This is a genomic window from Nocardioides marinus, from assembly GCF_013408145.1.
GTDB lineage: Bacteria > Actinomycetota > Actinomycetes > Propionibacteriales > Nocardioidaceae > Nocardioides > Nocardioides marinus.
In genome coordinates, this window is the sequence record NZ_JACBZI010000001.1 from 1646888 (window position 1) to 1670576 (window position 23689).

Annotated in this window: 26 protein-coding genes; 13 read left to right on the forward strand and 13 right to left on the reverse strand. The window is 73.0% G+C overall.

The window, feature by feature from the left end; genetic code table 11:
* Positions 1-32: 32 nt before the first annotated feature.
* Positions 33-1055, forward strand: coding sequence for an NADPH:quinone reductase (locus tag BKA05_RS07825; RefSeq protein WP_179530930.1), 1023 nt, complete (start codon positions 33-35; stop codon positions 1053-1055).
* Positions 1056-1112: 57 nt separating this feature from the next.
* On the opposite strand, the gene BKA05_RS07830 is transcribed toward BKA05_RS07825, so the two are convergent.
* Together BKA05_RS07830 and BKA05_RS07835 are read right to left on the reverse strand one after the other, a co-directional pair.
* Entirely contained in the window at positions 1113-2627 is a 1515-nt protein-coding gene (locus BKA05_RS07830; RefSeq protein ID WP_179530931.1) for an HNH endonuclease signature motif containing protein, read from the reverse strand.
* Positions 2628-3109: 482 nt separating this feature from the next.
* A complete protein-coding gene (locus BKA05_RS07835) occupies positions 3110-3769 on the reverse strand; it encodes a thymidine kinase (protein WP_179530932.1) in 660 nt (219 codons plus the stop codon).
* Between the two features lie 35 nt (positions 3770-3804).
* On the opposite strand from BKA05_RS07835, the gene BKA05_RS07840 reads away from it, so the two are divergent.
* Complete coding sequence (locus tag BKA05_RS07840) at positions 3805-4641, forward strand: sulfurtransferase (protein WP_179530933.1); 837 nt, start codon at positions 3805-3807, stop codon at positions 4639-4641.
* 20 nt (positions 4642-4661) lie between these two features.
* Here the strand turns inward: BKA05_RS07840 and BKA05_RS07845 are convergent, their stop codons facing one another.
* Positions 4662-6668, reverse strand: a complete 2007-nt coding sequence (locus BKA05_RS07845) for an SDR family oxidoreductase (RefSeq protein ID WP_179530934.1) — start codon at positions 6666-6668, stop codon at positions 4662-4664.
* Between the two features lie 64 nt (positions 6669-6732).
* Complete coding sequence (gene sepH / locus BKA05_RS07850) at positions 6733-7713, reverse strand: septation protein SepH (protein ID WP_218842361.1); 981 nt, start codon at positions 7711-7713, stop codon at positions 6733-6735.
* Between the two features lie 161 nt (positions 7714-7874).
* On the opposite strand from sepH, the gene BKA05_RS07855 reads away from it, so the two are divergent.
* Both BKA05_RS07855 and BKA05_RS07860 read left to right on the forward strand, forming a co-directional pair.
* Positions 7875-8333 carry a GNAT family N-acetyltransferase gene (locus tag BKA05_RS07855; protein WP_179530936.1) on the forward strand — a complete coding sequence of 153 codons (459 nt, stop codon included), beginning with the start codon at positions 7875-7877 and terminating at the stop codon, positions 8331-8333.
* A gap of 52 nt (positions 8334-8385) precedes the next feature.
* Positions 8386-9021 carry a trimeric intracellular cation channel family protein gene (locus tag BKA05_RS07860; protein ID WP_179530937.1) on the forward strand — a complete coding sequence of 212 codons (636 nt, stop codon included), beginning with the start codon at positions 8386-8388 and terminating at the stop codon, positions 9019-9021.
* A gap of 22 nt (positions 9022-9043) precedes the next feature.
* Here the strand turns inward: BKA05_RS07860 and BKA05_RS07865 are convergent, their stop codons facing one another.
* A complete protein-coding gene (locus BKA05_RS07865) occupies positions 9044-10237 on the reverse strand; it encodes an MFS transporter (RefSeq protein WP_179530938.1) in 1194 nt (397 codons plus the stop codon).
* 88 nt (positions 10238-10325) lie between these two features.
* On the opposite strand from BKA05_RS07865, the gene BKA05_RS07870 reads away from it, so the two are divergent.
* The 3 genes from BKA05_RS07870 (at position 10326) to BKA05_RS07880 (ending at position 12721) form a co-directional block, all read left to right on the forward strand.
* Positions 10326-11456, forward strand: coding sequence for a ferrochelatase (locus BKA05_RS07870; protein ID WP_179530939.1), 1131 nt, complete (start codon positions 10326-10328; stop codon positions 11454-11456).
* A 10-nt stretch (positions 11457-11466) separates the two neighbouring features.
* Positions 11467-12321 (forward strand): inositol monophosphatase family protein, encoded by an 855-nt coding sequence (locus BKA05_RS07875; protein WP_179530940.1) that lies wholly within the window; start codon positions 11467-11469, stop codon positions 12319-12321.
* Positions 12322-12430: 109 nt separating this feature from the next.
* A complete protein-coding gene (locus BKA05_RS07880; protein ID WP_179530941.1) occupies positions 12431-12721 on the forward strand; it encodes a DUF4193 domain-containing protein in 291 nt (96 codons plus the stop codon).
* Between the two features lie 54 nt (positions 12722-12775).
* Here BKA05_RS07880 and BKA05_RS07885 read toward each other — a convergent pair whose 3' ends face one another.
* The gene (locus tag BKA05_RS07885; protein ID WP_179530942.1) at positions 12776-13054 is read right to left on the reverse strand and encodes a DUF4235 domain-containing protein; all 279 of its coding nucleotides are present in this window, start codon (positions 13052-13054) and stop codon (positions 12776-12778) included.
* A gap of 44 nt (positions 13055-13098) precedes the next feature.
* Positions 13099-13572, reverse strand: coding sequence for a DUF3093 family protein (locus BKA05_RS07890; RefSeq protein ID WP_179530943.1), 474 nt, complete (start codon positions 13570-13572; stop codon positions 13099-13101).
* A 76-nt stretch (positions 13573-13648) separates the two neighbouring features.
* Here BKA05_RS07890 and dut point away from each other — a divergent pair, with 76 nt between their 5' ends.
* From dut to BKA05_RS07910, 4 genes are read left to right on the forward strand one after another with little or no spacing between them, the layout of a single operon-like run.
* Complete coding sequence (gene dut / locus BKA05_RS07895; RefSeq protein WP_179533056.1) at positions 13649-14080, forward strand: dUTP diphosphatase; 432 nt, start codon at positions 13649-13651, stop codon at positions 14078-14080.
* 24 nt (positions 14081-14104) lie between these two features.
* Positions 14105-14752 carry a DUF3710 domain-containing protein gene (locus BKA05_RS07900; RefSeq protein ID WP_179530944.1) on the forward strand — a complete coding sequence of 216 codons (648 nt, stop codon included), beginning with the start codon at positions 14105-14107 and terminating at the stop codon, positions 14750-14752.
* Between the two features lie 6 nt (positions 14753-14758).
* A complete protein-coding gene (locus BKA05_RS07905) occupies positions 14759-15121 on the forward strand; it encodes an OB-fold nucleic acid binding domain-containing protein (protein WP_179530945.1) in 363 nt (120 codons plus the stop codon).
* Positions 15118-15816: a DUF3159 domain-containing protein gene (locus tag BKA05_RS07910; RefSeq protein WP_179530946.1), complete on the forward strand. Its 699-nt coding sequence runs from the start codon at positions 15118-15120 to the stop codon at positions 15814-15816. The genes BKA05_RS07905 and BKA05_RS07910 overlap by 4 nt, the downstream gene beginning before the upstream one ends.
* Before the next feature lie 17 nt (positions 15817-15833).
* On the opposite strand, the gene BKA05_RS07915 is transcribed toward BKA05_RS07910, so the two are convergent.
* Together BKA05_RS07915 and BKA05_RS07920 are read right to left on the reverse strand one after the other, a co-directional pair.
* Positions 15834-16505 carry a potassium channel family protein gene (locus BKA05_RS07915; RefSeq protein WP_179530947.1) on the reverse strand — a complete coding sequence of 224 codons (672 nt, stop codon included), beginning with the start codon at positions 16503-16505 and terminating at the stop codon, positions 15834-15836.
* Positions 16505-17152, reverse strand: coding sequence for a potassium channel family protein (locus BKA05_RS07920; RefSeq protein WP_218842729.1), 648 nt, complete (start codon positions 17150-17152; stop codon positions 16505-16507). The genes BKA05_RS07915 and BKA05_RS07920 overlap by 1 nt, the downstream gene beginning before the upstream one ends.
* Positions 17153-17225: 73 nt before the next feature.
* On the opposite strand from BKA05_RS07920, the gene BKA05_RS07925 reads away from it, so the two are divergent.
* Complete coding sequence (locus BKA05_RS07925) at positions 17226-19247, forward strand: amino acid permease (RefSeq protein WP_179530949.1); 2022 nt, start codon at positions 17226-17228, stop codon at positions 19245-19247.
* Positions 19244-20338, forward strand: coding sequence for an RsmD family RNA methyltransferase (locus BKA05_RS07930; RefSeq protein ID WP_179530950.1), 1095 nt, complete (start codon positions 19244-19246; stop codon positions 20336-20338). The genes BKA05_RS07925 and BKA05_RS07930 overlap by 4 nt, the downstream gene beginning before the upstream one ends.
* 47 nt (positions 20339-20385) lie before the next feature.
* On the opposite strand, the gene BKA05_RS07935 is transcribed toward BKA05_RS07930, so the two are convergent.
* The 4 genes from BKA05_RS07935 to BKA05_RS07950 form a co-directional block, all read right to left on the reverse strand.
* The gene (locus BKA05_RS07935) at positions 20386-20964 is read right to left on the reverse strand and encodes an MGMT family protein (protein ID WP_179530951.1); all 579 of its coding nucleotides are present in this window, start codon (positions 20962-20964) and stop codon (positions 20386-20388) included.
* 97 nt (positions 20965-21061) lie between these two features.
* Positions 21062-22018 (reverse strand): ABC transporter ATP-binding protein, encoded by a 957-nt coding sequence (locus BKA05_RS07940; protein ID WP_179530952.1) that lies wholly within the window; start codon positions 22016-22018, stop codon positions 21062-21064.
* Positions 22015-22830 carry an ABC-2 family transporter protein gene (locus tag BKA05_RS07945; RefSeq protein WP_179530953.1) on the reverse strand — a complete coding sequence of 272 codons (816 nt, stop codon included), beginning with the start codon at positions 22828-22830 and terminating at the stop codon, positions 22015-22017. Before BKA05_RS07945 ends, BKA05_RS07940 begins: the two co-directional genes overlap by 4 nt.
* A complete protein-coding gene (locus BKA05_RS07950) occupies positions 22823-23650 on the reverse strand; it encodes an ABC-2 family transporter protein (RefSeq protein ID WP_179530954.1) in 828 nt (275 codons plus the stop codon). Before BKA05_RS07950 ends, BKA05_RS07945 begins: the two co-directional genes overlap by 8 nt.
* Positions 23651-23689: the final 39 nt, after the last annotated feature.

A 23689-nucleotide genomic window follows, 5' to 3' on the forward strand; every position in this document is an offset into this window, starting at 1 on the left:
TCGCGCTGGGGCACTCTGGCAGGCTCGGCACCATGCGTGCTGTCGTCTACCGCGAGACCGGGTCCGCCGCCGACGTCCTGGAGGTGGTCGACCGTCCGGTGCCCACGCCGGGCCCGGGGGAGGCCAGGGTCCGGGTCGTGCGGGCCGGGGTGAACCCGACGGACTGGAAGTTCCGCGCGAACGGGATGAACGGTGCGTGGGACGAGGTGGTCCCCGGCCAGGACGGTGCCGGTGTCGTCGAGGAGGTCGGGCCCGGGGTCACCGAGGTCTCGGTCGGAGACCGGGTGTGGACCATCCTCGCGCAGTACCAGCGCCCCGGCGGCACGGCCGCCGAGCACACCGTCCAGCCCGTCTCGCTCCTGGTGCGCCTGCCCGACGACGCGTCCTTCGACCTCGGGGCGTCCCTGGGCGTCCCCGCCGTCACCGCGCACCGGGCGCTCACCTCGGGCACGGTCACCCGGCTCGCCCCCGGCGCGCTCGAGGGGCGGACGGTCCTGGTCGCCGGCGGCGCCGGCGCGGTGGGCAACGCGGCCATCCAGCTGGCCCGGTGGGCCGGGGCCACGGTCGTCGCGACCGTGAGCAGCGAGGCGAAGGCGGCGCTCGCCCGTGCGGCCGGTGCCCAGCACACCGTGGACTACACCGACGGCACGGCCGCGACCGTCGCCGGCGTACGCGCGGTGGCGCCGAAGGGCGTCGACCTGGTCGTCGAGGTCTCGCTGGCCGGCAACGTGGCCGTCGACGTCGAGGTGCTGAGGGTGCACGGGACGCTCGCCTACTACGCCGACAACGGGGGAGCCGAGGCGGTCGTGCCCGTGCGACCCACCTTCGCCAAGAACCTCCGTCTCCAGGGGGTGCTGCTCTACACCCTCGACCGCGCGCTGCTCTCCGCCGCCGCGGAGGACGTCACCGCGGCGGTCGAGGCCGGTGCCCTGCGGGTCGGGGAGGACGCCGGCCTGCCGCTGCACCACTACCCGCTGGAGGGGGCCGCCGACGCCCACGCCGCCGTCGAGGGCGGGGCCGTGGGCAAGGTGCTGCTGGACGTCGGCGAGGCCTGAGGCCGCCGCGGGACGCGCTTAACGCTTCCTGTCCGCGCGCGCCGTCGGAGCCTTCGGTCAGAGCTCGGTGGTGCCGTCGGGGTGGACGAGCAGGCGGATGCCGTGGGGGCTGGTCCAGAGCCAGGTGGTGGGGGTGAGCTGCTGGTAGTCCCAGGCCACGGTGGTCGAGCCTGCTTGGCTGCTGGGGACCGGCGAGGGGTGGGTCTTGGCTCGGTGATGTCGCCTGCACAAGGGGGCGAGTCGGTCGGTGGCTGTTTGGCCGGGTGGTCCGCCTTCGTCGGGTGGGACGTACTCCTCGATGTGGTCGAGGTCGACCCGTGCTGAGGTGCGGGTGCAGTGCGGGAAGACGCAGGTCGTCCGCTTGAGCTTGACCCGGGTGGAGATGCGGTCGGGGATCTCGTAGCAGTCGACGGCGATCTGGTCGGCCAGGTTGATGACCGGCTTCACGACCACCTGGGTGCCGGGGACGGCGAGCCAGTCGCGGACGGTGTCGGCGGTGAGGGTCTGGTGGTGGTTCTCGAGGCGGGCGAGGTGCAAACCGAGCCGGCCGGTGTCGGGGTCGACCTCGGGGGTGCCGGGTCCTTCGTTTCCGCGGAGGGCGGCTTCTGAGAGGTGGATGTGGAGGACGACCTGGCGCGGGTTGCGGGGTGGTCTCGACGCCCGCTCCTCGCTGGCGCTCGTCGCTGCTCGACCACCGGCGTCGCTGGCCGGTGAGGTGTCGAGGTCGAGGGTGAGGTCGCCGCGGCTGAGGTAGCCCAGGGCCTTGGCGCGGCGGACGTCGAGGGTGTCGGTGGAGCCGGCGGCGAGCAGCTGCTCGGCGATGGTGCGGATGGCGTGCTCGAGCTCTTCGGCGTCGGCGCGGTCCAGCAGGCCGGTGAGGGGGACGCCGTTGGCAGTCCCGATGGTCCAGGCGGTGGCCAGGTCGAGGTGGACGTGGAGGCTGGCCCGGGTGTCGACCTCCTCCATCTCACATGTCTCGGGGTCGAACCGGGCTGCAGCCTCGGCAGCGAGCCTCTTGACGGTGGCGAAGGAGGCGGTGTGGACGACGTGGGCGAGGTGCGCATCGACGAACGCAGCAGCGTCGGCGGTGAGCTGACGGGTGACCTCGGTGACCCGCCGGATGCGCCACACCTGCACCTGGCCTGCTTCGAGGCGGGCCCAGATCTTCGGCAGGCGGTGCTTGGCCTCCACGGCGTCTGAGACCAGTGCCCGGCCGGAGTCGGTGGAACGGCCCAGTGCGGCGGCGAGCTCGATGACCGCGAACTCCGACACCTCCGGCGCACCCGGACCGGCGAGCTCGAGCATCGTGTCGGCACCGGGCATCCCGAACCGGGCGACCCACGCGTTCTCGGCCGCAGTCAGTGCGTCGTCGTCGGCCAGCCCGTAGGTGCCGTAGAGATCGGGCATCAGGGCGCCGGTGGTGTGCCGGTCGGCCCAGGCAGCGACGGTGATGAAGAGCTGGCGGTCGGCGTCGTCAGCGGCCTGCTTCTGCGCGACGGCGAGGCTCAGCAGGTCACCGGTCGACACCGCAGGCGAGTCCTGCTCAGTGGTGTCGTGGTGCCCGAGTGCCATGACGAGATTCTACTCGAACGCCAGTTCGAAAGAAACCCTGTCGAGGGCCCGGGATCGAATCTGTGGAGGACGATCCAGCCGCAACCGAAGCGAGCACCTCGACGTGCCCGCAAGGCGTGCGAGCGACGCGCAACCAGGTACCGGTAGCGAAGCGGACGGCAACCGTGTCTTCGAAAAATGAAGGACCTGCTGCAGCGCGAACGTCCAGGCGCCCGCCAACGGTGACCCAGCAGTCCAACCGGACCGGAGGGCGTGGCGTGAAAGGGGGTCACGACAGACCCTCCAGTCGCCGATGGAGGGGTTGCTTGGCGGCGTACGGGGTCTCGACGACGGCTCGCTGGCGCTCGCCTGCTCGACCAGCAGGGGGCCGGCTCGCTGGCGCTCGCCTGCTCGACCAGCGGGGGCCCGGATCGCTGAGCTCGCCTGCTCGACCAGCAGGGGGCCCGGTCGCTGGTGCTCGCCTGCTCAACCAGTGGGTGGGATCAGCCGAAGGGGAGCGGCTCGGGGGCGAGGGAGACCGCCTTGGCGCGGGCGGCGGTGAGCCGACGGCGGTGGTGCTGGCGGCAGAGCACCTCGTAGGCGATGTCGACGTCGGCGTCGTGCTGGTCGGGCTGCTCGACGTCGCCGACGACGATGACGTCGCCCTCGACGACCATGACGCCGTTCTCGGTGCGGGCGTTGTGGGTGGCGCGCTTGCCGCACCAGCACAACGCCTCGACCTGCAGCACGTTCATCCGGTCGGCGAGCTCGACCAGGCGCGCGGAGCCCGGGAACATCAGGGTGCGGAAGTCGGTGAGGATGCCGAAGGCGAACACGTCGATCTGCAGCTCGTCGACGATCTTGGCGAGCTGGTCGATCTGGTCGGGGGAGTAGAACTGGGCCTCGTCGCAGATCAGGTAGTCGATCCGGGCGCCCTGCGTGAGGTGGTCGACGACGTGGCGCCAGAAGTCGAAGTCGGAGTCGACCTCGAGAGCGTCGTGGGTGAGCCCGAGGCGGCTGGAGAGGCGGCCGGTGCCGGCGCGGTCGCGGGTGACGAAGATCTGCCCCTGACGGCCGCGTGCGGCGTGGTTGTGGTTGGTCTGGAGCGCCAGCGTGCTCTTGCCGGAGTCCATGGTGCCGGTGAAGAACTGGAGCTCAGCCACGGGGCGAGATCCTAGGTGTCCGGCAGGATGGGCGCATGTCCGGGCCAGTGCATCCCCTCATCGACACCGCCGAGCTGCGCGCGCTGCTGGAGGCCGGGCGGGCGCCGACCCTGCTCGACGTGCGCTACCGGCTGGGCGGACCGCCGGGCGCCGGGGAGCACGAGGCGGGGCACGTCCCGGGGGCGGCGTACGTCGACCTGGACACCGCCCTGGCCGCCCCGGTCCGTGAGGACCGTCGCGGTGGCCGGCACCCGCTGCCCGAGACCGGCGTGTTCCTGGAAGCGATGCGCGCGGCCGGGGTGACCCGCGGTGGGCCCGTCGTGGTCTACGACGACTGGTCCGGTCACGCAGCCGCCCGGGCCTGGTGGCTGCTGCGTCACCACGGCGTCGAGGACGTGCGGGTGCTGGACGGTGGCTGGAGCGCGTGGGTGGCTGACGGTGGGTCGGTGGAGACCGGCGAGGTCGCCCCGGTGCGCGGTGACCTGGACGGCGAGCCGGGCTCGATGCCGGTGGTGGCCGCCGAGGACGTCCCCGCGGTCAGCGTGCTGGTCGACGCGCGGGCGGGTGAGCGCTACCGGGGCGAGGTGGAGCCCGTGGACCCGGTGGCCGGCCACGTGCCCGGCGCCGTGAACGTGCCGACCGCGCTCAACCTCACGGCGGACGGGAGGTTCCGCCCGGTCCCCGAGCTGCGCGAGGAGTACGCCGCCGTCGGGGCCGTGCCCGGCGCGGACGTCGCGGCGTACTGCGGCTCGGGCGTCACCGCCTGCCTCGACGTGCTCGCCCTGGAGCTGGTGGGCGTGCGGGCCGCGCTGTACCCGGGCTCGTGGAGCGACTGGGTCAGCGACCCTGCGCGACCGGTGGCCAAGGACTGAGGTCGACGGGCGTGTCCTTCCTACCAGTGCACGCCCTTGAAGATCTTGGCCAGCATGATCTGCTCGGTCTCCCGCGAGCCCTGGGCCGCGTCGCCGCGGGCGGCGGCTGAGTCGGGGAACACGTGGTAGGCCATGTTGAGGATCCGGAAGGCCAGCTTGGGCGCGACCGTGTGGGCGATGGCACCGGCGTTGCCGAGTGCGGTGTTGATCTCGTGCGGACGCTCGACCATCGCCCTGATGACCAGGTCGGCGGCCTGCGCCGGGGAGATGGTGGGGAACTTGTCGTAGATCTTGGTGGGGGCGATCATCGGCGTCCGCACCAGCGGCATGTGGATGCCGGTGAAGGTGATGCCGTCACCCACCAGCTCGGAGGAGACCACGTTGGACCAGGAGTCCAGCGCCGCCTTGGAGGCGACGTAGGCCGAGAACCGCGGCGGGTTGGTCTGCACGCCGATGGAGCTGATGTTCACGATGTGCCCGCGTCGCTGCTCGCGCATCGTGGGGATCAGGCCCATGACCAGGCGGATCGCGCCGAAGTAGTTCAGCTGCATGGTCCGCTCGAAGTCGTGGAAGCGGTCGTGGCTGAGCTTGAGGGAGCGGCGGATCGAGCGACCGGCGTTGTTGACCACGAAGTCGACCGAGGGCAGCTCGGCGGCCAGCTGTGCGCACAGGGCGTCGATGGCGTCGAGGTCGGAGAGGTCGCAGGGATAGACGTGGGCGTTGCCGCCGCGGGCCTCGATGACTGCGCGGGTCTCCTCGAGCTTGTCCTTGCCTCGGGCCACCAGCACGGGGATGCCGCCGCACTGGGCGACCTTGAGCGCGGTGACCTGCCCGATCCCGGAGGAGGCGCCGGTGATGACCACGTGCTTGCCCTGCAGCGCCGCCCGGTTGTCGGCGTCGCGGCCGCAGGAGTCGTCGAGGTGCTCCTCCCAGTAGCCCCACAGCGTGCGGGCGTAGGACTCCAGGTCCGGCACGCCGATGCCGGAGCCGGCCAGGGCCTTCTCGGTGCGGCGGGAGTCGAAGACAGGGGCGAAGCCGGTGTGGCCCAGCACCTCCGCGGGCACGCCGAGCTGGCTGGTCAGCGGGTCGAGGACCGACTGCACGACCCCGTTGCGCGCCAGCGCACCGACGTACGTCGAGGGGCGCATCATGCGGGGGACGAGGGCCAGCGGCCCGGCCTGGGTCACGTTGCGGTCGACGGGTGTGGCGAAGCGGGGTGCCCCGGCAGCGGCGCAGAAGGCGTTGACGACCTCGACCACCGGCTGCGGCTCGGGGTTGACGAGGTGGAAGGCCTGGCCGTCGAGGTCGGGGCGGTGCGCGATGTGGTCCATCGCCTTGGCCACGTAGTCCACCGGCACGACGTTGGTGTCGCCGAGGTCGACGCCGACGAGCGGCAACCAGGCCGGCAACCGGTCGCGCAGCATCTTCATCAGCGGGAAGAAGTAGTAGGGCCCGTCGACCTTGTCCATCTCGCCGGTCTGGGAGTCGCCGACCACGATCGCGGGGCGGTAGACGCGCCAGGGGACCGACGCCTCCTCCCGCACGATCCGCTCGGACTCGAACTTCGTGCGGTGGTACGGCGAGGGCAGGTGCTGGCCCTGGTCGAACATCGTCTCGTCGAAGCGGCCGTGGTGCTCGCCGGCGGCGGCCACCGAGGACACCTGGTGGAAGCAGCCCACCTCGAGCGCCTCGGCGAGCTCGACGGCGTGCCGGGTGCCGCCGACGTTCATCGTCTCGTTGGTCGCGTCGTCGGCCGTCATGTCGTAGATGGCCGCCAGGTGGAAGAAGTGCTCGATGGAGCCACGGTGCTCGGCCACCCAGGCGGGGTCGACGCCGAGACCGTCCTGGGACAGGTCGCCGACGACCGGCGTGACCCGGTCGGTGCCCCAGCGTCGGATCAGCGCGTCCATCCGGTGGCGGCTGCCGGCCCGGACGAGCACGAAGATCTCGCCCTCGCGATGGTCGAGCAGCTCGGTCACGAGGAACCGGCCGATGAACCCGGTGGCACCGGTCACGAAGTAGGCCATGGGCGGAGACTAGTCCTGCCCGGGCGCGCGTGGGGACCTCCAGCACGCCGCGATCGCGCGAGGACTACTCCTTCGAGCCGCCGAACATGATCTCGTCCCAGCTGGGCACCGAGGCGCGTCCGCGCTTGCGGGTCGGCTTGCGGGCCGCCGGCTCGTCCAGGTGCTCGGGCTGCGCGGCCTCGGCCTGCTGCGCGGGCGTGGCGGCCGGGGGCTCGGTGGTCTCGCGGGCGGCCGGTGCCCCCTCGCTCCGGCGGTCGGGCGCCGGCTCGGGTTGTCCGGGCTCGGCGTCGGCGCGCACCCGCTCGGCCGGCGCCTCGTCGTGGAGGTCGGGGACGGTCTCCGGCGCGACCAGGTGGATCGCGTCGTCACCCAGCGGCAGCTGGTCGGGCTCGTCGACGGCAGCGGCGCGGCGGCGGCGTACCTGCTCCAGGTCGTCGGGGGCCGGCGGAGCGGCCGGGGTGGCGGAGCGGTCGCCGATCAGCCAGCGGGCGTCGTCGTCCTCGGCCACGACGTAGTTGCCGGGCATGTCGTAGGTGTAGGTGCCGGTGCCGCTGCGGGCCTGGGTCGCGAAGTCGGCGGTGAGGACCCAGCGGCCGTCCTCGCGCCGCCAGGCGTCCCAGGCGACGGTGTCGGCCCCGACGTTGATCGAGCGCAGGTGGGACTCCACCGCCTCGCCGAGGATGCGGGCCCCGTCGCCGTTGCGGCGGCGTACCGAGCTGCGCTGGGCCCGCTGGGCGACGTGCTCGCGCTCGGCGAGGACGGGCCCGGCGAACGGCATGATCTTCTCGACGCTGGTCTGGGCCGCCTCGGCGACCGCCTCCGGCGTCTCTCCGGCCCGGATGCGGGCCTGGATGTCGCGAGGCCGCAGGACGCTCTCCATGGTGATCTCCAACTGACCGAGTCGTGACGTCTCGCCGCGCAGGGCGCTGCGGAGCCGGGCGTCGACGTCGAGGGTGTACTCCTCCCCGGCGTCGCTGACCAGGAGCAGGCGCTTCCCGTCCTCGCTCGTGCCCGCGAGGGTCAGGTGCACCATGAGCCGGTCCACCTCCTGCTTCGTAGTCCATCGCCGCCGGAGTGCCCGGGGTGCGCCGAGCCTACGCCAGGAGGCGCTCCGGACCAGGGACCCCGGCGCCCGGCGGCTCCGTGGCGTGCGCCCGCCACGCAAATGCCTGGCGGACGGCCGCCGCCGGGCGCCACCATCGGCTCATGACCACGACCTGGCTCCCCCCGGACTGGGAGCACCCGCTGCGGGTGGACCTGCCCACCGGCCACCACCTGCGCCCGATCACCGCCGACGACACCGAGAAGGACATGCTCGCCGTCATGGGCTCCCGCGACCGCCTGTGGTCGATCTACGGCGCGGCCTGGGGCTGGCCGCCCGAGGACATGAGTGCCGAGGCCGACCGCGAGGATCTGCAACGGCACTGGGAGGAGATGCAGACCCACGAGTCCTTCAACTACGCGCTCCTGGACGCCGGGGAGACCGAGCTGATCGGCTGCGTCTACATCGACCCAGGCGACGGGCCGGAGTGCGACGCCGTCATCTCGTGGTGGGTGCGGGACGAGTACGTCGGCAGCGGGCTGGAGTCGGCGCTCGACTCCTTCGTCCCCGACTGGATCGACCGCGACTGGCCGGTGACGGCGCCCTTCTACGGGGTGCGCTGAGGGCGGCTCCCGCCGCTGGGTCCTGGCGGGCGGGCCTGGGTAGCCTGCGCGGGTGACGACCCCCGAACCCAGTGCCACCCTGGTCGTCCTGGACCTCGTGGGCATCTTCGTGTTCGCGATCTCCGGTGCCCTGGTGGCGGTGCGCAAGGAGCTCGACGTCTTCGGCGTGCTCGTGCTGGCCGGCGTCACCGGCCTGGGTGGTGGGTTCCTGCGCGACGTCCTGATCGACGCCGCCCCGCCCGCTGCGCTCGAGGACTGGCGCTACCTGATGGTCCCGGTGGCCGCCGGGCTGGTGACGTTCCTCTACCACCCGGCACTGGGCCGGATGGAGCGGCTGGTCAACGTCTTCGACGCCTTCGGGCTCGCGCTCTTCTGCGTCGCGGGTGCCCTGAAGGCCGTCGACTACGGGCTGGGGCCGCTGCCGGCGGCGCTGCTGGGGATGACGACCGGGATCGGCGGCGGGATGATGCGCGACGTCCTGGCCGGCCGGGTGCCGGTGATCTTCCGCGGGGAGCTCTACGCCACCCCCGCGCTCGCCGGAGCGCTGGTCGCGGTGATGCTCGACCGGGCCGACGTGCCCTACGGCCTGGCCGCGGCCGCGGGCGCCACGGTGTGCCTGGTCTGGAGGCTGCTGTCGATGTGGCGCGGGTGGCAGGCGCCGGTGCCGCGCGGGTCCGCCAGCGTCTGAGCGCCGGCCCCCGGTCGGCCCGTCAGTCGCGGTCGGAGCGCGGCAGCGAGAGCGCCGCCACGGCGGCGAGGACACCGGCGGCCAGGGACACCAGGTAGGCCGGGTTGGCCCCGTAGTGGTCCACGACGAAGCCCGAGGCGGCCGCGCCGGGGGCGACGCCGGCGACCAGCCCCGTCTGCACGAGGGCCATGCCCTCGGTGAGGCGGGCCCGGGGGGTGCTGGACTCCACCAGCGACATGGTCGCGACCAGGGTGGGTGCGATCGCCGCGCCGCCCACGAGCAGCACCAGGCCCATCAGGGGCAGCGAGCCGACCAGCCACAACGGCGCCATGGCCAGCGCCATGGCCGCGGCGCCCACCTGCAGCCGGGTGGTCACCGAGCGGCGCCAGGTCAGGGCCCCGGTGACCACGCCCGAGACCAGGCTGCCCAGCGCCCACAGGGCCAGCAGGGCGCCCGCCCACGCCGGCGAGCCCAGCTCGTCGGCGAAGGCGACGGTGGTGACCTCGGCGGCGCCGAAGAGCACGCCCAGGCACGCCGAGACGACCGTGAGCGGGGCGAGGGTGCGCCAGGGCAGCGGGACGCGGCGGTCACCGCCGCGGCGGTGCGGGTGGGCCGGGGGAGCGGTCGCCCGCTGGGCCGCGAACGCCCAGGAGCCCAACGAGCCCGCGACGGCGGCCACCGCCAAGCCGAGCACCGGGTGCACGAGGGTGGCCAGCACCGTGACCAGGATCGGCCCCAGGATGAAGACGACCTCGTCGAAGACCGCCTCGAGTGCGTACGCCGTCTGCACCTGGGCCGGTCGGTCCAGCACCTGCGCCCACCGGGCGCGCACGGCCGAGCCGATCTGGGGCAGCGAGCCCCCGGCCACGGCCGCGGCGACGTACGACGCGACCCGCGGCCAGTCCGCCTGGACCGACCACACGAGCACCGTGGTGGCCACGCCGAAGACCGACCCGGCGACGGCGAGGACCGGCCCCTGGCCCCAGCGGTCCAGCAGCCGGCCCTGGGCGATGGCGAGGACGGCGTTGGCGACCATGTAGGCCGCGGAGACCGAGCCGGCGAGGCCGTAGGAGCCGGTCGCGCCCTCGACGAGGAGCACGATGCCGAGCCCGGCCATCGAGATCGGCAGCCGTGCCACCAGGCCGGTCAGCGAGAAGGCCAGCGCGCCGGGGTGCGCCAGCACGTCCCGGTAGCTCCTCAGCCCGCCTCCTGCCACGTCCGGAACCTAGGACCAGGCCACCACCCGGGGCGAATCGGGGCGGGCGATCCGCGAGGGTGAGGAGGGGGGTTCCTACGATGGGGTCATGGCGAGCCCCGACGTGAGCCCCTACGACGCGCTGCTGCTGGTCTCCTTCGGGGGTCCCGAGAAGCCCGAGGACGTGGTGCCGTTCCTGGAGAACGTCACGCGCGGGCGGGGCATCCCCAAGGAGCGGCTGGAGGAGGTGGGCGAGCACTACTTCCTGTTCGGGGGGCGCTCGCCGATCAACGACCAGTGCCGCGCCCTGCTGGCCGCGATCCGCGCCGAGCTGGCCGACGCCGGCATCGACCTCCCGGTCTACTGGGGCAACCGCAACTGGGACCCGTTCCTGACCGACACGCTGCAGCAGATGGCCGAGGACGGCGTGACCCGGGCGGCCTGCTTCGTGACCAGCGCCTACAGCTCCTGGTCCTCGTGCCGGCAGTACCGCGAGAACCTCTGGGACGCCGTCGACCCGCTGGGTGAGGGCCCCGGCCCCGAGGGCTCGCCGGTGCGCCTGGACAAGCTGCGCCACTACTTCAACCACCCCGGCTTCGTGGAGCCCAACGTCGACGCGGTGCTGGCGGCGCTCGCCGACCTGCCCGACGACGTCCGGGCGGGCGCGGAGCTGGTGTTCGTCACCCACTCCATCCCCACGGCCATGAGCGAGCGCAGCGGCGACCCCGAGCGGGACTGGGAGGAGGGCAGCGCCTACGTCGCGCAGCACCTCGACGTCGCGCGCAGCATCGTGGACCGCGTCGCCGAGGAGACCGGCACCCGGCACGAGCACGCCCTGGTCTACTGCTCGCGCTCCGGGTCCCCGCAGGTCCCGTGGCTCGAGCCGGACGTCAACGACCACCTCACGGCGCTGAAGGAGCGAGGGGCGTCCGCAGCGGTGATCGTGCCGGTCGGCTTCGTCTCCGACCACATGGAGGTCGTCTACGACCTCGACACCGAGGCGCTGGCGACCGCGGAGGAGATCGGGTTGCCGGCCACCCGCGCCGCCACCGCCGGCACCGACCCGCGGTTCGTCGCGATGGTGCGCGACCTGCTGGTCGAGCGGGCCACCGTCGAGCGTGGTGAGGAGGTCGCCCGCGCCGCCACCGGCGACATCGGGGCGATGTGGGACGTGTGCCCGGTCGGTTGCTGCGCCAACCCACGCGCTGAGCGGCCCGCCCTGTGCGGCCGCGACACCTGAGCCGGCCCCGATGACCCGAGGCGTGGACGCGCGGGCCCTGGCGGCGCTCTCCCGCGAGGTGGCGGCCGAGGCCGCGGCACTCGTGCGCGAGCACGCTGCCCGCGGCGTCGAGGTCGCCGCCACCAAGTCCAGCGACGTCGACGTCGTCACGGCCGCCGACCGGGCCAGCGAAGAGCTGCTGCGCGCAAGGCTGACCGCGGCCCGCCCCGACGACGCGATCCTCGGGGAGGAGGGGGAGGACCGGCCCGGCACGTCGGGGGTGCGCTGGGTGCTCGACCCGATCGACGGCACCGTCAACTTCCTCTACGGCCTGCCCCGGCACGCCGTCTCGGTGGCCGCCCAGGTCCAGGACGACGCGGCCCCCGACGGCTGGTCCACCGTCGCGGGGACGGTCCTGGAGGTGCCCACCGGCTCCACCTGGAGCGCCCACCTCGAGGACGGCCGGCCGGTCGGCACCCGCGACGGCGCTCCCGTCCGCGTCCGGGCGCCGCAGCCGCTGTCGCTGATGCTGGTCGCGACCGGCTTCTCCTACGACCGCGACGTGCGCCGCGCCCAGGCCGAGTCGCTGGTGCGGCTGCTGCCACAGGTGCGCGACATCCGTCGGCTGGGCTCGTGCGCCCTCGACCTGTGCCTGCTGGGCTCGGGACACCTCGACGGCTACGTCGAGGAGGGGGTGAACCTGTGGGACCACGCGGCGGCGGCCCTGATCGCGCGCGCCGGGGGCGCGCGCTGGGGGCTGCTGGCCGGCGCCTCGGGGCGCGACCTGCTCGTGGCGGCTCCCGAGGCGTCGTACGACACCTTCCTCGAGGCGGTGCTGGAGGCCGGCTACGCCCGCTCGGGCGACACCTCCCCCCGAGGGGAATAGGGCGACGTCACCGACTGTTCACCGCCCGCCACACCAGACCGGTGTGGAGTGGCCCCGGGCGATGGTGCACACTGTGGCGCCGATCGACCGGACGAGGGGAGTGACGACGATGGCAACCGACTACGACGCGCCACGCAAGAACGAGGAGGACTCCTCCGAGGAGAGCATCGAAGAGCTCAAGGCGCGACGGCACGACAAGAACTCGGGCAAGGTCGACGAGGACGAGACCGAGGCGGCGGAGTCGTTCGAGCTCCCCGGCGCGGACCTCTCCCACGAGGAGCTGGCCGTGGAGGTGAAGCCCAAGCAGGAGGACGAGTTCACCTGCATGAGCTGCTTCCTGGTGCACCACCGCTCGCAGCTGGCGGACGCCAAGAAGATGATCTGCCACGACTGCGCCTGAGGCCCGCACGGGCCCTCGGGCGTCAGCCGATCAGGAGTCGATGAGGAGGACGGGTCAGACCCCGTCCTTCTCGAGCCCGGGGGGCAGGTGCCCCGCGGACTTCGTGTAGTACCGGGCGGCGCCGCGCATGGCGAGCATGCGCGCCACCGAGACCGCAGCCCCCGTGGCGACCGCCCAGGCCACGGCCTCGCCGATGTTGACGTCGGGGTCGGCCGGGTTCTCCGGCGGCTTGCGGCGCGCGGCCTTGGCCCACCCCGTGGTCAGCACCTTGCGGGCGACGACGGCAGCGCCGATCGCCGAGCCCTTCTCCATCACAGACCAGACCTTGGACATGGTCCGACCCTAGCCCCCTGGGGCACCCACCGGAGGGAGAGGGATCAGCCGGCGGCCTCGGCGGAGCGGGTGGCGTCGCCCAGGGCCTGCGCCAGCTGGTCGGGCCGCCGCGTGCTCACCAGCCAGTACGGCGTCGGGTCGGCCGGGTCGCGCAGCGTCACCTTCACCGCCCGGCTGCGGTAGGGCCGCAGCAGCAGGTAGGCACGGGCATCGGCGTCGCGCCCGGCGACCAGCCGGGTCTGCTCGGCGTCCAGCGCGACGACCTCGCCGACGAAGCGGACCTCGACCCGCGCCCGGCCGGCGCGGAACCAGCCGTCCTCCACGCTCAGCACGGCTCCGCCGTACGAGAGGAAGAACGCGACCATCAGGGCCGCGCCGACGCCGGTGACGGCCCACGCGAAGGGGCCGGGGACCGCGACGATCACGGCCAGCCACAGGCTGGCCACCAGCATCGTGCCCTGCGCCCACCAACGGATAGGCACGGCGAGGCGCTCGCGGTAGTGCGTGCCCGTGTCCACGGGACAGGAGTCTCGCACTAGGGTCCCTGCCGTGGACGACCAGGCCTCCTCCTCTCCCGGCCCGCTGCCGACCGGGCTGCCGGTCCCGGTGGTGCGGCTCGACCCCGACCTGCCGCTGCCGGGCTACGCGCACCCCGGCGACGCCGGCGCCGACCTGCACACCACCGTCGACGTGGTGCTGGCCCCCGGCGAGCGCGCGCTCGTGCCCACGGGGATCGCCCTGGCGCTCCCTGAGGGGTACGTCGGTCTCGTGCACCCGCGCTCGGGGCTCGCGGCCCGGCACGGCGTCTCGATCGTCAACACGCCCGGCACGGTCGACGCCGGCTACCGCGGCGAGGTCAAGGTGCTGCTGGTCAACCTCGACCCGCGCGAGCCGGTCGAGCTGCGCCGCGGTGAGCGGATCGCGCAGCTGGTGGTGCAGCGGGTCGAGCGGGCCGCCTTCGTGGAGGTCGACGCCCTGCCGGACTCCGCGCGGGGGACCGGGGGCTACGGTTCTACCGGTACCTGACCGCCGTCACAGCAGGGAGCGCTCGTGAAGTTCCGCCGCAAGTCCGCCACCGAGCCGGGGACCCCGGACCAGGCCGCGACCGAGTCGGCTGCCGGAGCCGAGGAGCAGGCCTCCCGGCCCGCCGGGCCCTACGACGTCTCCGAGATGCCCGACCTGCCCGAGGGCGTGCAGCGCATCGACCTCGGCTCGCTGCTCATCGCGCCCGTGGTCGGCACCGAGCTGCGGCTGCAGGTCGACGAGGCCAGCGGCGACGTCCAGGCGGTCCTGCTGACCGGTCCGGAGGGCGCCCTGGAGCTGCGGGCCTTCGCCGCACCCCGTCACGGTGACCTGTGGAGCGAGGTGCGTCCCCAGATCGCCGCCGACATGGCGCAGCGCGGCGGTGTCGCCTCGGAGGAGGAGGGACGCTGGGGCACCGAGCTGCGCTGCGAGCTGACCCGCACCCTCGCCGACGGTCGCACCGGTCAGCAGCTCTCCCGGATCATCGGCGTCAACGGCAACCGCTGGATGCTGCGTGCCACCCTCATCGGTGGCCCGGCCCGGCCCGGGGCCGACCGCGACAAGTGGGACGCCGTCATCAGCACCGTCGCGGTCCGCCGCGGCGAGGGCGCCATGCCCGTGGGCGAGCCGCTGCCGCTGGCGCTGCCCGAGGGCGCGCGCCGCGTGGAGGGCTAGGACCCCGTGCCCGAGAAGTCCCGCCTGCGGCGCAGCATCTCGCGCTGGGCCAACAGCTCGGACATGCTCGCCCGCGACATGCTCAAGACCTACGTGGAGCCCGGCCAGGACACCATCGCCGGAGCCGAGGACCGCGCCCGCGTGCGGCTCCAGGGGACCCTGCGCACCGTGACCCTGCGCCCGCGCGGCGGCGTCCCCGCGCTGGAGGCCGAGCTCTTCGACGGCTCCGGCGCGCTCACGATCATCTGGTTGGGCCGCCGGCGCATCGTCGGCATCGACCCCGGCGTCTCCATCGAGGTCCAGGGCCGCATCGGCGTCCACGAGGGGCAGCGGGTCATCTTCAACCCCCGCTACCAGCTGCTGCCATGAGCGACCACCAGGTGGGGGCCGGGGCCACGGTCGAGGAGGTCGTGCGCGGGCAGCTCGCCAAGGCCCTCGGCGGTCGTCGCGGGATGGTCGAGGCGGCGGTGCCCACGATCGTGTTCACCGCGCTGTGGCTCACGACCCGCGAGCTGCAGCTCGCCCTCGGCGTCAGCGTCGGTGTGGCCGTGCTGCTGCTGGTCGTGCGCCTCGTCCAGCGCTCGACGGTGCAGTTCGTCGTCAACGCGCTCTTCGGCATCGGCATCGGCTGGTTCTTCGTCCGGCTGGCTGCCTCCCGCGGCGGCAGCGAGGACGAGCAGGCGCTGGCCTACTTCCTGCCGGGGCTGCTCTACAACGGCGGGTACGCCGTCGTCATGGCCGTCACCTGCCTGATCGGCTGGCCGCTGGTCGGCTTCATGGTCGGCTCGGTCACCGGCGAGGTGACCGAGTGGCACCAGGACAAGCAGGTCGTCCGCCTGTGCACGACGCTGACCTGGCTGCTGGCGCTGCCGTGCGTCGTCCGCGTCGTGGTGCAGGCGCCGTTGTGGCTCGGTGGGTGGAGCGGGTCGATCGACACCGACTTCGCCATCGCGGCGCTGGGCATCCTCAAGATCGCGCTCGGCTGGCCCCTGCAGCTGGCCGCCCTCGCAGCCATGCTCTGGGTGCTGGGTCGCAACCGGACGCCGGTCCAGGCGACCGTCTGAGCCCTCGGCCGTTGGCCTCAGCCGCCGTGGGCGGAGGGGGCCAGCAGCCGCTCGAGCTCGTCCTCCTTCTCGGCCGGCACGACGAACAACAGCTCGTCGCCGGACTCGATGGGCTGCTCCGGGTCGGGGGTGTAGACCTGGCCGTCGCGCAGGATCGTCACCAGCGCGCAGGACTCCGGCAGCGGCACCAGGCCGGCCGGCTTGCCGACGTACGGGCTGTCGGCGGGCAGGGTCATCTCGACGAGGTTGGCGTTGCCCTGTCGGAAGGTGAAGAGCCGGACCAGGTCGCCGACCGTGACGGCCTCCTCGACCAGCGCCGACATGATGCGCGGCGTCGAGACGTTGACGTCGACGCCCCATGCCTCGCTGAAGAGCCACTCGTTGTTGGGGTGGTTGACCCGGCCCACCGTGCGGGGCACGCCGAACTCGGTCTTGGCCAGCAGCGAGGCGACCAGGTTGGCCTTGTCGTCGCCGGTGGCCGAGATCAGCACGTCGCAGCGCTCGAGGCGGGCCTCCTCCAGTGAGGACATCTCGCAGCAGTCGGCCAGCAGCCACTCGGCGTCCGGCACCCGCTCGGGCTTGATGGCCTGGGCGTTCTTGTCGATCAGCAGGACCTCGTGACCGTTGCCGATCAGCTCCCGGGCGATGGACCGGCCGACGGCACCGGCCCCGGCGATGGCGACGCGCATCAGCTCTCCTCCGGACCCTTGTCGAGGACCGCGAACGTGTGGGCGGCCATCTGCTCACGGATGACCAGGTGCAGCATGTCGCCCTCCTGCAGGATCGTCTCGCGGGTGGGCAGCATCCCCTCGCCGAGCCGGTCGATCCAGGCGATGCGCGACTTGCTCTGCAGCTGCAGGTCGATGGTGCGCTGGCCGATCCAGGCGTGGGGGACGGTGATGTGGTCCACGCGGATCGTGCCGCTGGGGTCGCGGAAGTCCGGTTCGGCGCCCGCCGGGAGGATCCGGCGCAGCACCTGGTCGGCGGTCCACTTCACCGTCGCGACGGTGGTGATGCCCAGCCGCTGGTAGACCTCGGCGCGGCCGGGGTCGTAGATGCGCGCCACGACCTGCTGGATGCCGAAGGTCTCGCGCGCCACGCGGGCGGCGATGATGTTGGAGTTGTCGCCGCTGGACACCGCGGCGAACGCGTCCGCCCGGCGGATGCCGGCCTTCTCCAGCACCTCCTGGTCGAAGCCCATCCCGGCGATCTTGTCGCCGTTGAAGCCCGGCCCGAGGCGTCGGAAAGCGTCCGGCTCGGAGTCGATCACCGAGACGGTGTGGTTGCGGTCCTCCAGGGAGCGGGCGAGGGTCGAGCCGACCCGGCCGCACCCCATGATCACGACGTGCACGGGCCCACGCTAGCCGCAACTGACCTCAGGGGCCGCACGTGCCGTAGCCTTCCGGTCCGTGGGTGTCGGCGACGTCTCGAAGCGGATCCTGCTGGGTCGCAAGCTCCGCAGCTCCCAGCTGGGGGAGACACTGCTCCCCAAGCGCATCGCGCTGCCGGTCTTCGCCAGCGACGCGCTCTCCTCGGTGGCCTACGCGCCCGACGAGGTCTTCATCATGCTCTCGCTGGCCGGCGCGTCGGCGTACGTCTGGTCCTGGAAGGTCGCGCTGGCCGTCGCCGTGGTGATGGCCGTCGTGCTGGCCTCCTACCGCCAGACCGTGCACGCCTACCCCTCCGGCGGTGGTGACTACGAGGTCGCCAAGGTCAACCTCGGCGACACCGCGGGGACCACCGTCGCCAGCGCGCTCCTGGTCGACTACGTGCTCACGGTGGCGGTGTCGATCTCCGCCGGGTCCCAGTACGCCGCCGCGGCGCTGCCGTTCCTCAGCGGGCACGAGGCGACGTTCGGTGTCGTGCTGGTCGTGGTGCTGATGGCGATCAACCTGCGCGGCATCCGCGAGTCCGGCGCGGTGTTCGCCGTGCCGACCTACCTGTTCATGATCTCGATCGGGACGATGGTCGTGGTCGGCGCGCTGCGGTGGCTGGGCGGCACCCTGCCCCGCGCGGAGTCCGCCGACCTCACGATCATCCCCGAGCAGGGCCTGGACGGGCCGCTGACCACGATCGGCCTGCTGTTCCTGCTGGCCCGCGCGTTCTCGTCGGGCTGTGCGGCGCTGACCGGCGTGGAGGCGGTCTCCAACGGCGTACCCGCCTTCCAGCGGCCGAAGTCCAAGAACGCCGCCACGACGCTGGCCCTGCTCGGCCTGATCGCCATCTCGATGATGATCAGCGTCATCGTGCTGGCCCGCGAGATCGGCGTGCGGCTGGTCGACCCCGCCGACTTCGATCGGCTGTACCGCGCGGGGGCCCCGGTGCCCGACGACTACGACCAACACACGGCGATCAGCCAGATCGCGGAGGCGGTCTTCCAGGGCTTCCCGCCGGGCTTCTACCTGACCGTCACCGTCACCGGCGTGATCCTCGTGCTGGCGGCCAACACCGCCTTCAACGGCTTCCCCGTGCTCGGCTCCATCCTCGCGCGCGACGGCTTCGCCCCCCGGGCGCTCGGCTCGCGCGGGGACCGGTTGGCCTACTCCAACGGCATCGTAGCGCTGGCGCTGATGGCGATCGTGCTGATCTGGGCCTTCGACGCCGAGGTCACCCGGCTCATCCAGCTCTACATCGTCGGGGTCTTCGTCTCCTTCAACCTCAGCCAGCTCGGGATGATCCGGCACTGGACCCGCGAGCTGCGTGAGGAGAAGGATCCAGCCCGCCGGCACACCATCTACCGCTCGCGGGTCATCAACACGGTCGGCCTGGCGCTCACGGCGGTGGTGCTGGTGATCATCGTCGTGACCAAGTTCCTCGCCGGCGCCTGGATCACGATCCTGGCCATGGGCTTCTTCTTCGTGGTGATGCGGGCGATCCGCACCCACTACGACCGCGTCGGCGCCGAGCTGGCCGCCGACGAGGAGGACAAGGTGCTGCCGACCCGCGTGCACGCCATCGTGCTGGTCAGCAAGCTGCACAAGCCGACCCTGCGCGCGCTGGCCTTCGCCAAGGCCACCCGTCCCAACGCGCTGGAGGGGGTCTACGTCGCCACCGACGCCGCCTCGACCTCCGCGCTCATGGAGGAGTGGGACGAGCGGCGCATCGACCTGCCCCTGAAGGTGCTGCACTCGCCGTACCGCGAGCTGGTGCGCCCCGTCGTGGACTACGCCAACGAGATCCGGCGGGCCAACCCGCGCGGTGTCGTGGCCGTCTACATCCCCGAGTACGTCGTCGGCCACTGGTGGGAGCAGCTGTTGCACAACCAGACCGCCCTGCGCCTCAAGGGCCGGCTGCTGTTCTGCCCCGGTGTCATGGTCATCTCCGTGCCCTACCAGCTGCGCTCGTCCGAGGCGGCCCGCGAGCGGGCCTACGACGACGACACCCGGGTTCGCCCCGGTGACCTGCGCCGCGGTCAGGTGCGGGACCGGTGAGCGCCGTGGGGTCGCGCATCGAGGGCGTCGTCGGGCCGGTCGCGCACGGCGGGCACTGCGTGCTGCGCCAGGAGGACGGGCCGGTCGTCTTCGTCCGGCACGCGCTGCCGGGCGAGCGGGTCGTCGTCGAGGTGACCGAGGGTGCCGAGGGCGACCGGTTCTGGCGCGGTGACGCCGTCGAGGTGCTCGAGGCCTCGCCGGACCGGGTCGAGGCGCCGTGCGCCTTCGCCGGGCCGGGGCTGTGCGGTGGCTGCGACCTGCAGCACGTCGCGCTGCCCGCCCAGCGCGCGCTCAAGGCCTCGGTGGTGCGCGAGCAGATGCTGCGCCTGGCCGGTCTCGAGGTCGACGTCGAGGTCGAGGCCGTGCCCGGAGACCTCGACGGGCTGCGGTGGCGCACCCGGCAGCGCTACGTCGACCTCGGTGACGGCCGCCGCGGCATGCGCCAGCACCGCAGCCACGCGGTCGTCGAGGTCGACGACTGCCTCATCGACGGTCGTGGCCGGGTCCCCGAGCAGGAGCTGCACACCGTCCGCGGCGTGGAGTTCTCCGTCGCCCCGGACGGCTTCTGGCAGGTGCACCCCGGCGCCGCCGAGGTCCTGGTCGCATCGGTGCTCGACGGGCTGGAGCCGCGGGCCGGCGACCGTGTCCTGGACCTGTACGCCGGTGTCGGGCTGTTCGCGCGCTTCCTCGGCGAGGCCGTGGGCCGCTCGGGCGCGGTGGGGCTCGTCGAGGGCGAGCGCAGCGCCGTCGCGCACGCCCGCACCAACCTCGCCACCCTGCCCGGCCGCTGGGAGGCCGTCTCCGGCGACGTCGAGCGCGTCCTGGCCCGACCCCGTGGCGACCTGCTGTCCGGCTCGGTCGACCTCGTCGTGCTCGACCCGCCGCGGCAGGGGGCGCGCCGCACGGTCGTCCGAGAGATCGCGCGCCGCACGCCGCGGCGGATCGCCTACGTGGCGTGCGACCCGGCGGCCCTGGCGCGCGACACGGCGTACCTGCGCGAGGCGGGGTACTCCCTGGCCTCCCTCCGCGCCCTGGACCTGTTCCCGATGACGCACCACGTCGAGTGCGTGGCAATCTTCCACCGCGACTGACTCCGGGCTCTACCTCAGCCACGAGAGGCGCCGCCGGGCGCGGGGCGTCACCGGCACTTGTAGCAGCTGAGCTGGACCGTCTCGTGGGGGTCGTAGCAGGGCTGAGGTTCCCGCTTCTTCCGACTGCTCCGGACACCGCCGCCGCTGGCGACCGGGCTGCCCTCCGCGTACTGAGCCACCCGGCCGTCATCAGTGAAGCCCACGCCCTCGGCCATGAGCAACGAGCGGACCAGCGGCAGACCGGGATCACCGAGGTGCTTGAAGTTCGTGAGTGCTCCGCCTGCGAGCACCACACGCCACCACGGGACCCCGTCGAAGGGGGAGAAGGGCATCAAGGCCTGCCCTACCGCGATCGCGCCGCCCGGAGATCGAACCTGCTCGGCAACCCAGCCATAGGTGACGACCTCACCCGGCTTCAGCCCACGCACGCAGTGCACCACGGCTGCCTGGAACTCTGTCAGAGCTCGGCGTGCGTCGAACGGTTCGCTGCACGCGCGCAGGGCCGCTGCTACCTGCGCATGCTGGTCCTGGGGCGTGTCGCCGAGGGTGACGCTGAGTCGCATGTCCGTCTGGCCGGCGGTCGTGGGCGCCGTCTCCTCGCGGCCGTGCGCTGTGTGCGAGTCCATGGCTGCACGCTAGTGGTCCCCTCCGACATCGAGGCCTGCTCGTGCCAGCGGCGTGCATGAGTGGCGCCCGGGCCGTGCGTGGGTGACGTCTCGGCGGTCAGCGGCGCGACCGGTACACGCGGCGCACCACGTCCTCGACGTCCGGCTCCTCGATCGAGAGGTCGAGCACCTCGGCGGACGCGCTGACGGCGGCGAGGACGGCGGCGGCGGTGACCCGGTCGGGGTCGAAGGCGATCCGGTGGCGCAGGCCGTGCCCCTCCTCGCCCAGGTGCGTGGTGCCGTCGGGGAGGGGGAGCGTGGGCGTGGGCGACGCCAGGTCGACGGTCATCACGCGCTGGGCGCCGACGGTGCGTGAGAGCGCGGCCAGGCTGCCGTCGTGGACGGTGCGGCCGCGGTCGACGAGCACCACGCGGTCGCAGAGCCGCTCGACGTCGCCCATGTCGTGGGTGGTGAGCAGCAACGTGGTCCCGTGGTCGCGACGCTCGGTCACCAGGAACTCGCGGAGCCGCTGCTTGGACAGCACGTCGAGCCCGATGGTCGGCTCGTCGAGGACCACCAGCCGCGGTCGGTGCAGCAGCGCGGCGGCGACCTCGGCGCGCATCCGCTGGCCGAGCGAGAGCTGGCGCACCGGGGTGGTGAGGAACTCGCCCAGCTCGAGCCGCTCGACCAGCTCCTCGCGCCGGGCTGCGGCGTCGGTGGGGGAGAGCCGGTGGATCGCGGCCAGCAGCGAGAAGGACTCCCGGGTCGGCAGGTCCCACCACAGCTGGGAGCGCTGCCCGAAGACCACGCCGATCTCGCGCGCGAGCCGGCGCCGCTCCGCGACGGGGCGCAGCCCGCAGGTCCGCACCTCACCAGCGGTGGGCACGAGGATCCCGCACAGCATCTTGATCGTCGTGGACTTCCCGGCCCCGTTGGCACCGATGTAGCCGACGGCCTCGCCGGGCTCCACCCGCAGCGACAGGTCGTCGACGGCCACCACGGTGCGCCGCTTCATCCCCTCCCGCACCCGGAAGGTCCGGGTCAGGCCGTCGGTCTCGATGATGTGCGAGGTCATCCGCCCGCTCCCTGGTAGTGACGTACGCCGGTGCGCCAGCTCAGCCCGGCGGCGACCCAGGCCCACACCGCGGCGACCGGCGCCAGCCAGCCGGCCCACGCCGGCAGGCCGGCGAAGGTGTCGAGCCCCAGCAGCGTGGCAGCCGGCAGGTAGGCCGTGAAGGCCATCGGGAAGAAGAACCCGAAGACGACGACCAGCGGCCGCCCCCAGACCGTGCCCGGCTGCGTGGCGGCGTAGCGGCCGCCGTACACGAACGCGTTGGTCATCTCCGAGCCGTTGACGAGGAAGAACTGCAGCCCACCGGCCCAGACGAACAGTGCCGCGAACGTCGCGACGCCGCTCACCACGGCGACCAGCAGCAGCCCGACGGCCTCGAAGCCCCAGGTGACGTCGTTGACCACCAGGCCGACGACGAGGGCGACGAGCCCGACCAGGGCCCGCGCCAACCGGCGCAGGCTGATGTCGCTGGTGACCAGCTGCAGCAGCAGTGGCTGCGGGCGCAGGTAGAAGACGTCGAGGCGTCCGGTGCGGACGTACTCCGGCAGGTTGTCGCAGTGCCCGACGACCATGTCGGCGAGCGAGAAGCACAGGTCGGCGAGACCGAAGACGAGCAGCATCGCCGCGAGGTCGAACCCGCCGATCGCGCTGACGCTGGTGAACAGCACGGCGACCTCGGCGAGCTCGGTGAGCCCGACCAGCAGCGAGCTGCCGAGGTCGAGGCCGAAGCTGGTGCGGTAGCTGGCCTGGGAGCGGATGCGCGAGGCCAGCACGGCGCGGTACGGCGCCAGCGCACTGCCGTGGGGCTCAGCCACCCTGCACCTCCAGGCGGCGCCGCCCCCGGCGCGTCATCAGCTGGCCGAGCGCCCCGACGACCAGCAGCCACCCGACCTGGGCGGCGACCAGCCCGACCGAGGCCAGACCGTCGACGCGGCCGGAGAGCACGTCGACGGGGTACATCAGCATCGCGGGGAAGGGCGTGGCCGTGGCCAACCAGAACAACGGCGCCGGGAAGATGCCGATCGGCACGTAGAGCCCGGCCAGGAAGCCCGCCACCACCATGTAGAGCAGCGCGACGCCGCGGGTCTCGACGAGCCAGAACCCGGTCGCGGCCACCAGGTAGGCCGTCGCCGCCGAGACCGTGATGCCCAGCAGCACGCTGACCGCGCCGAGCAGGTAGGGGCCGGGCGTCGTGGGCATCGTCATCCCCACGACCACTGCGCCGACCAGCACCGACGGCACGCCGCGGGGGAGCAGGGCGAACAGGCCGCGACCGACCTCCGTGGCGACGGCGGCCGCGTGCACGTCGAGGGGTCGCAGGAAGTCCACGACCACGTCCCCGGTGCGGATCCGCTCGGCCATCTCGGAGCGGCCGTAGAGGTTCACCGAGCCGAGCAGCCCCTGGCTGAGCCACACGTAGGCCGACATGGTGCCGACGTCGTACCCGCGCAGCTCACCGCCGGCGGCCTCGACGGTCGCGAGCAGCAGCGCGACCTTGAGGAAGCCGAACGTGGTGTTGGCGACCAGTCCGGCCAGCGCCGCGAGCCGGTAGGCCGACTGCTGCCGGAAGCCCGCCGCGACCAGCCTCGGGTACGGCCCGGGGGAGAGGTGGTGGGAGGGCCGGACCGAGAGCACCGGCGGACTGTACCCGCGACCGGAGGGGTGGCCGCACGA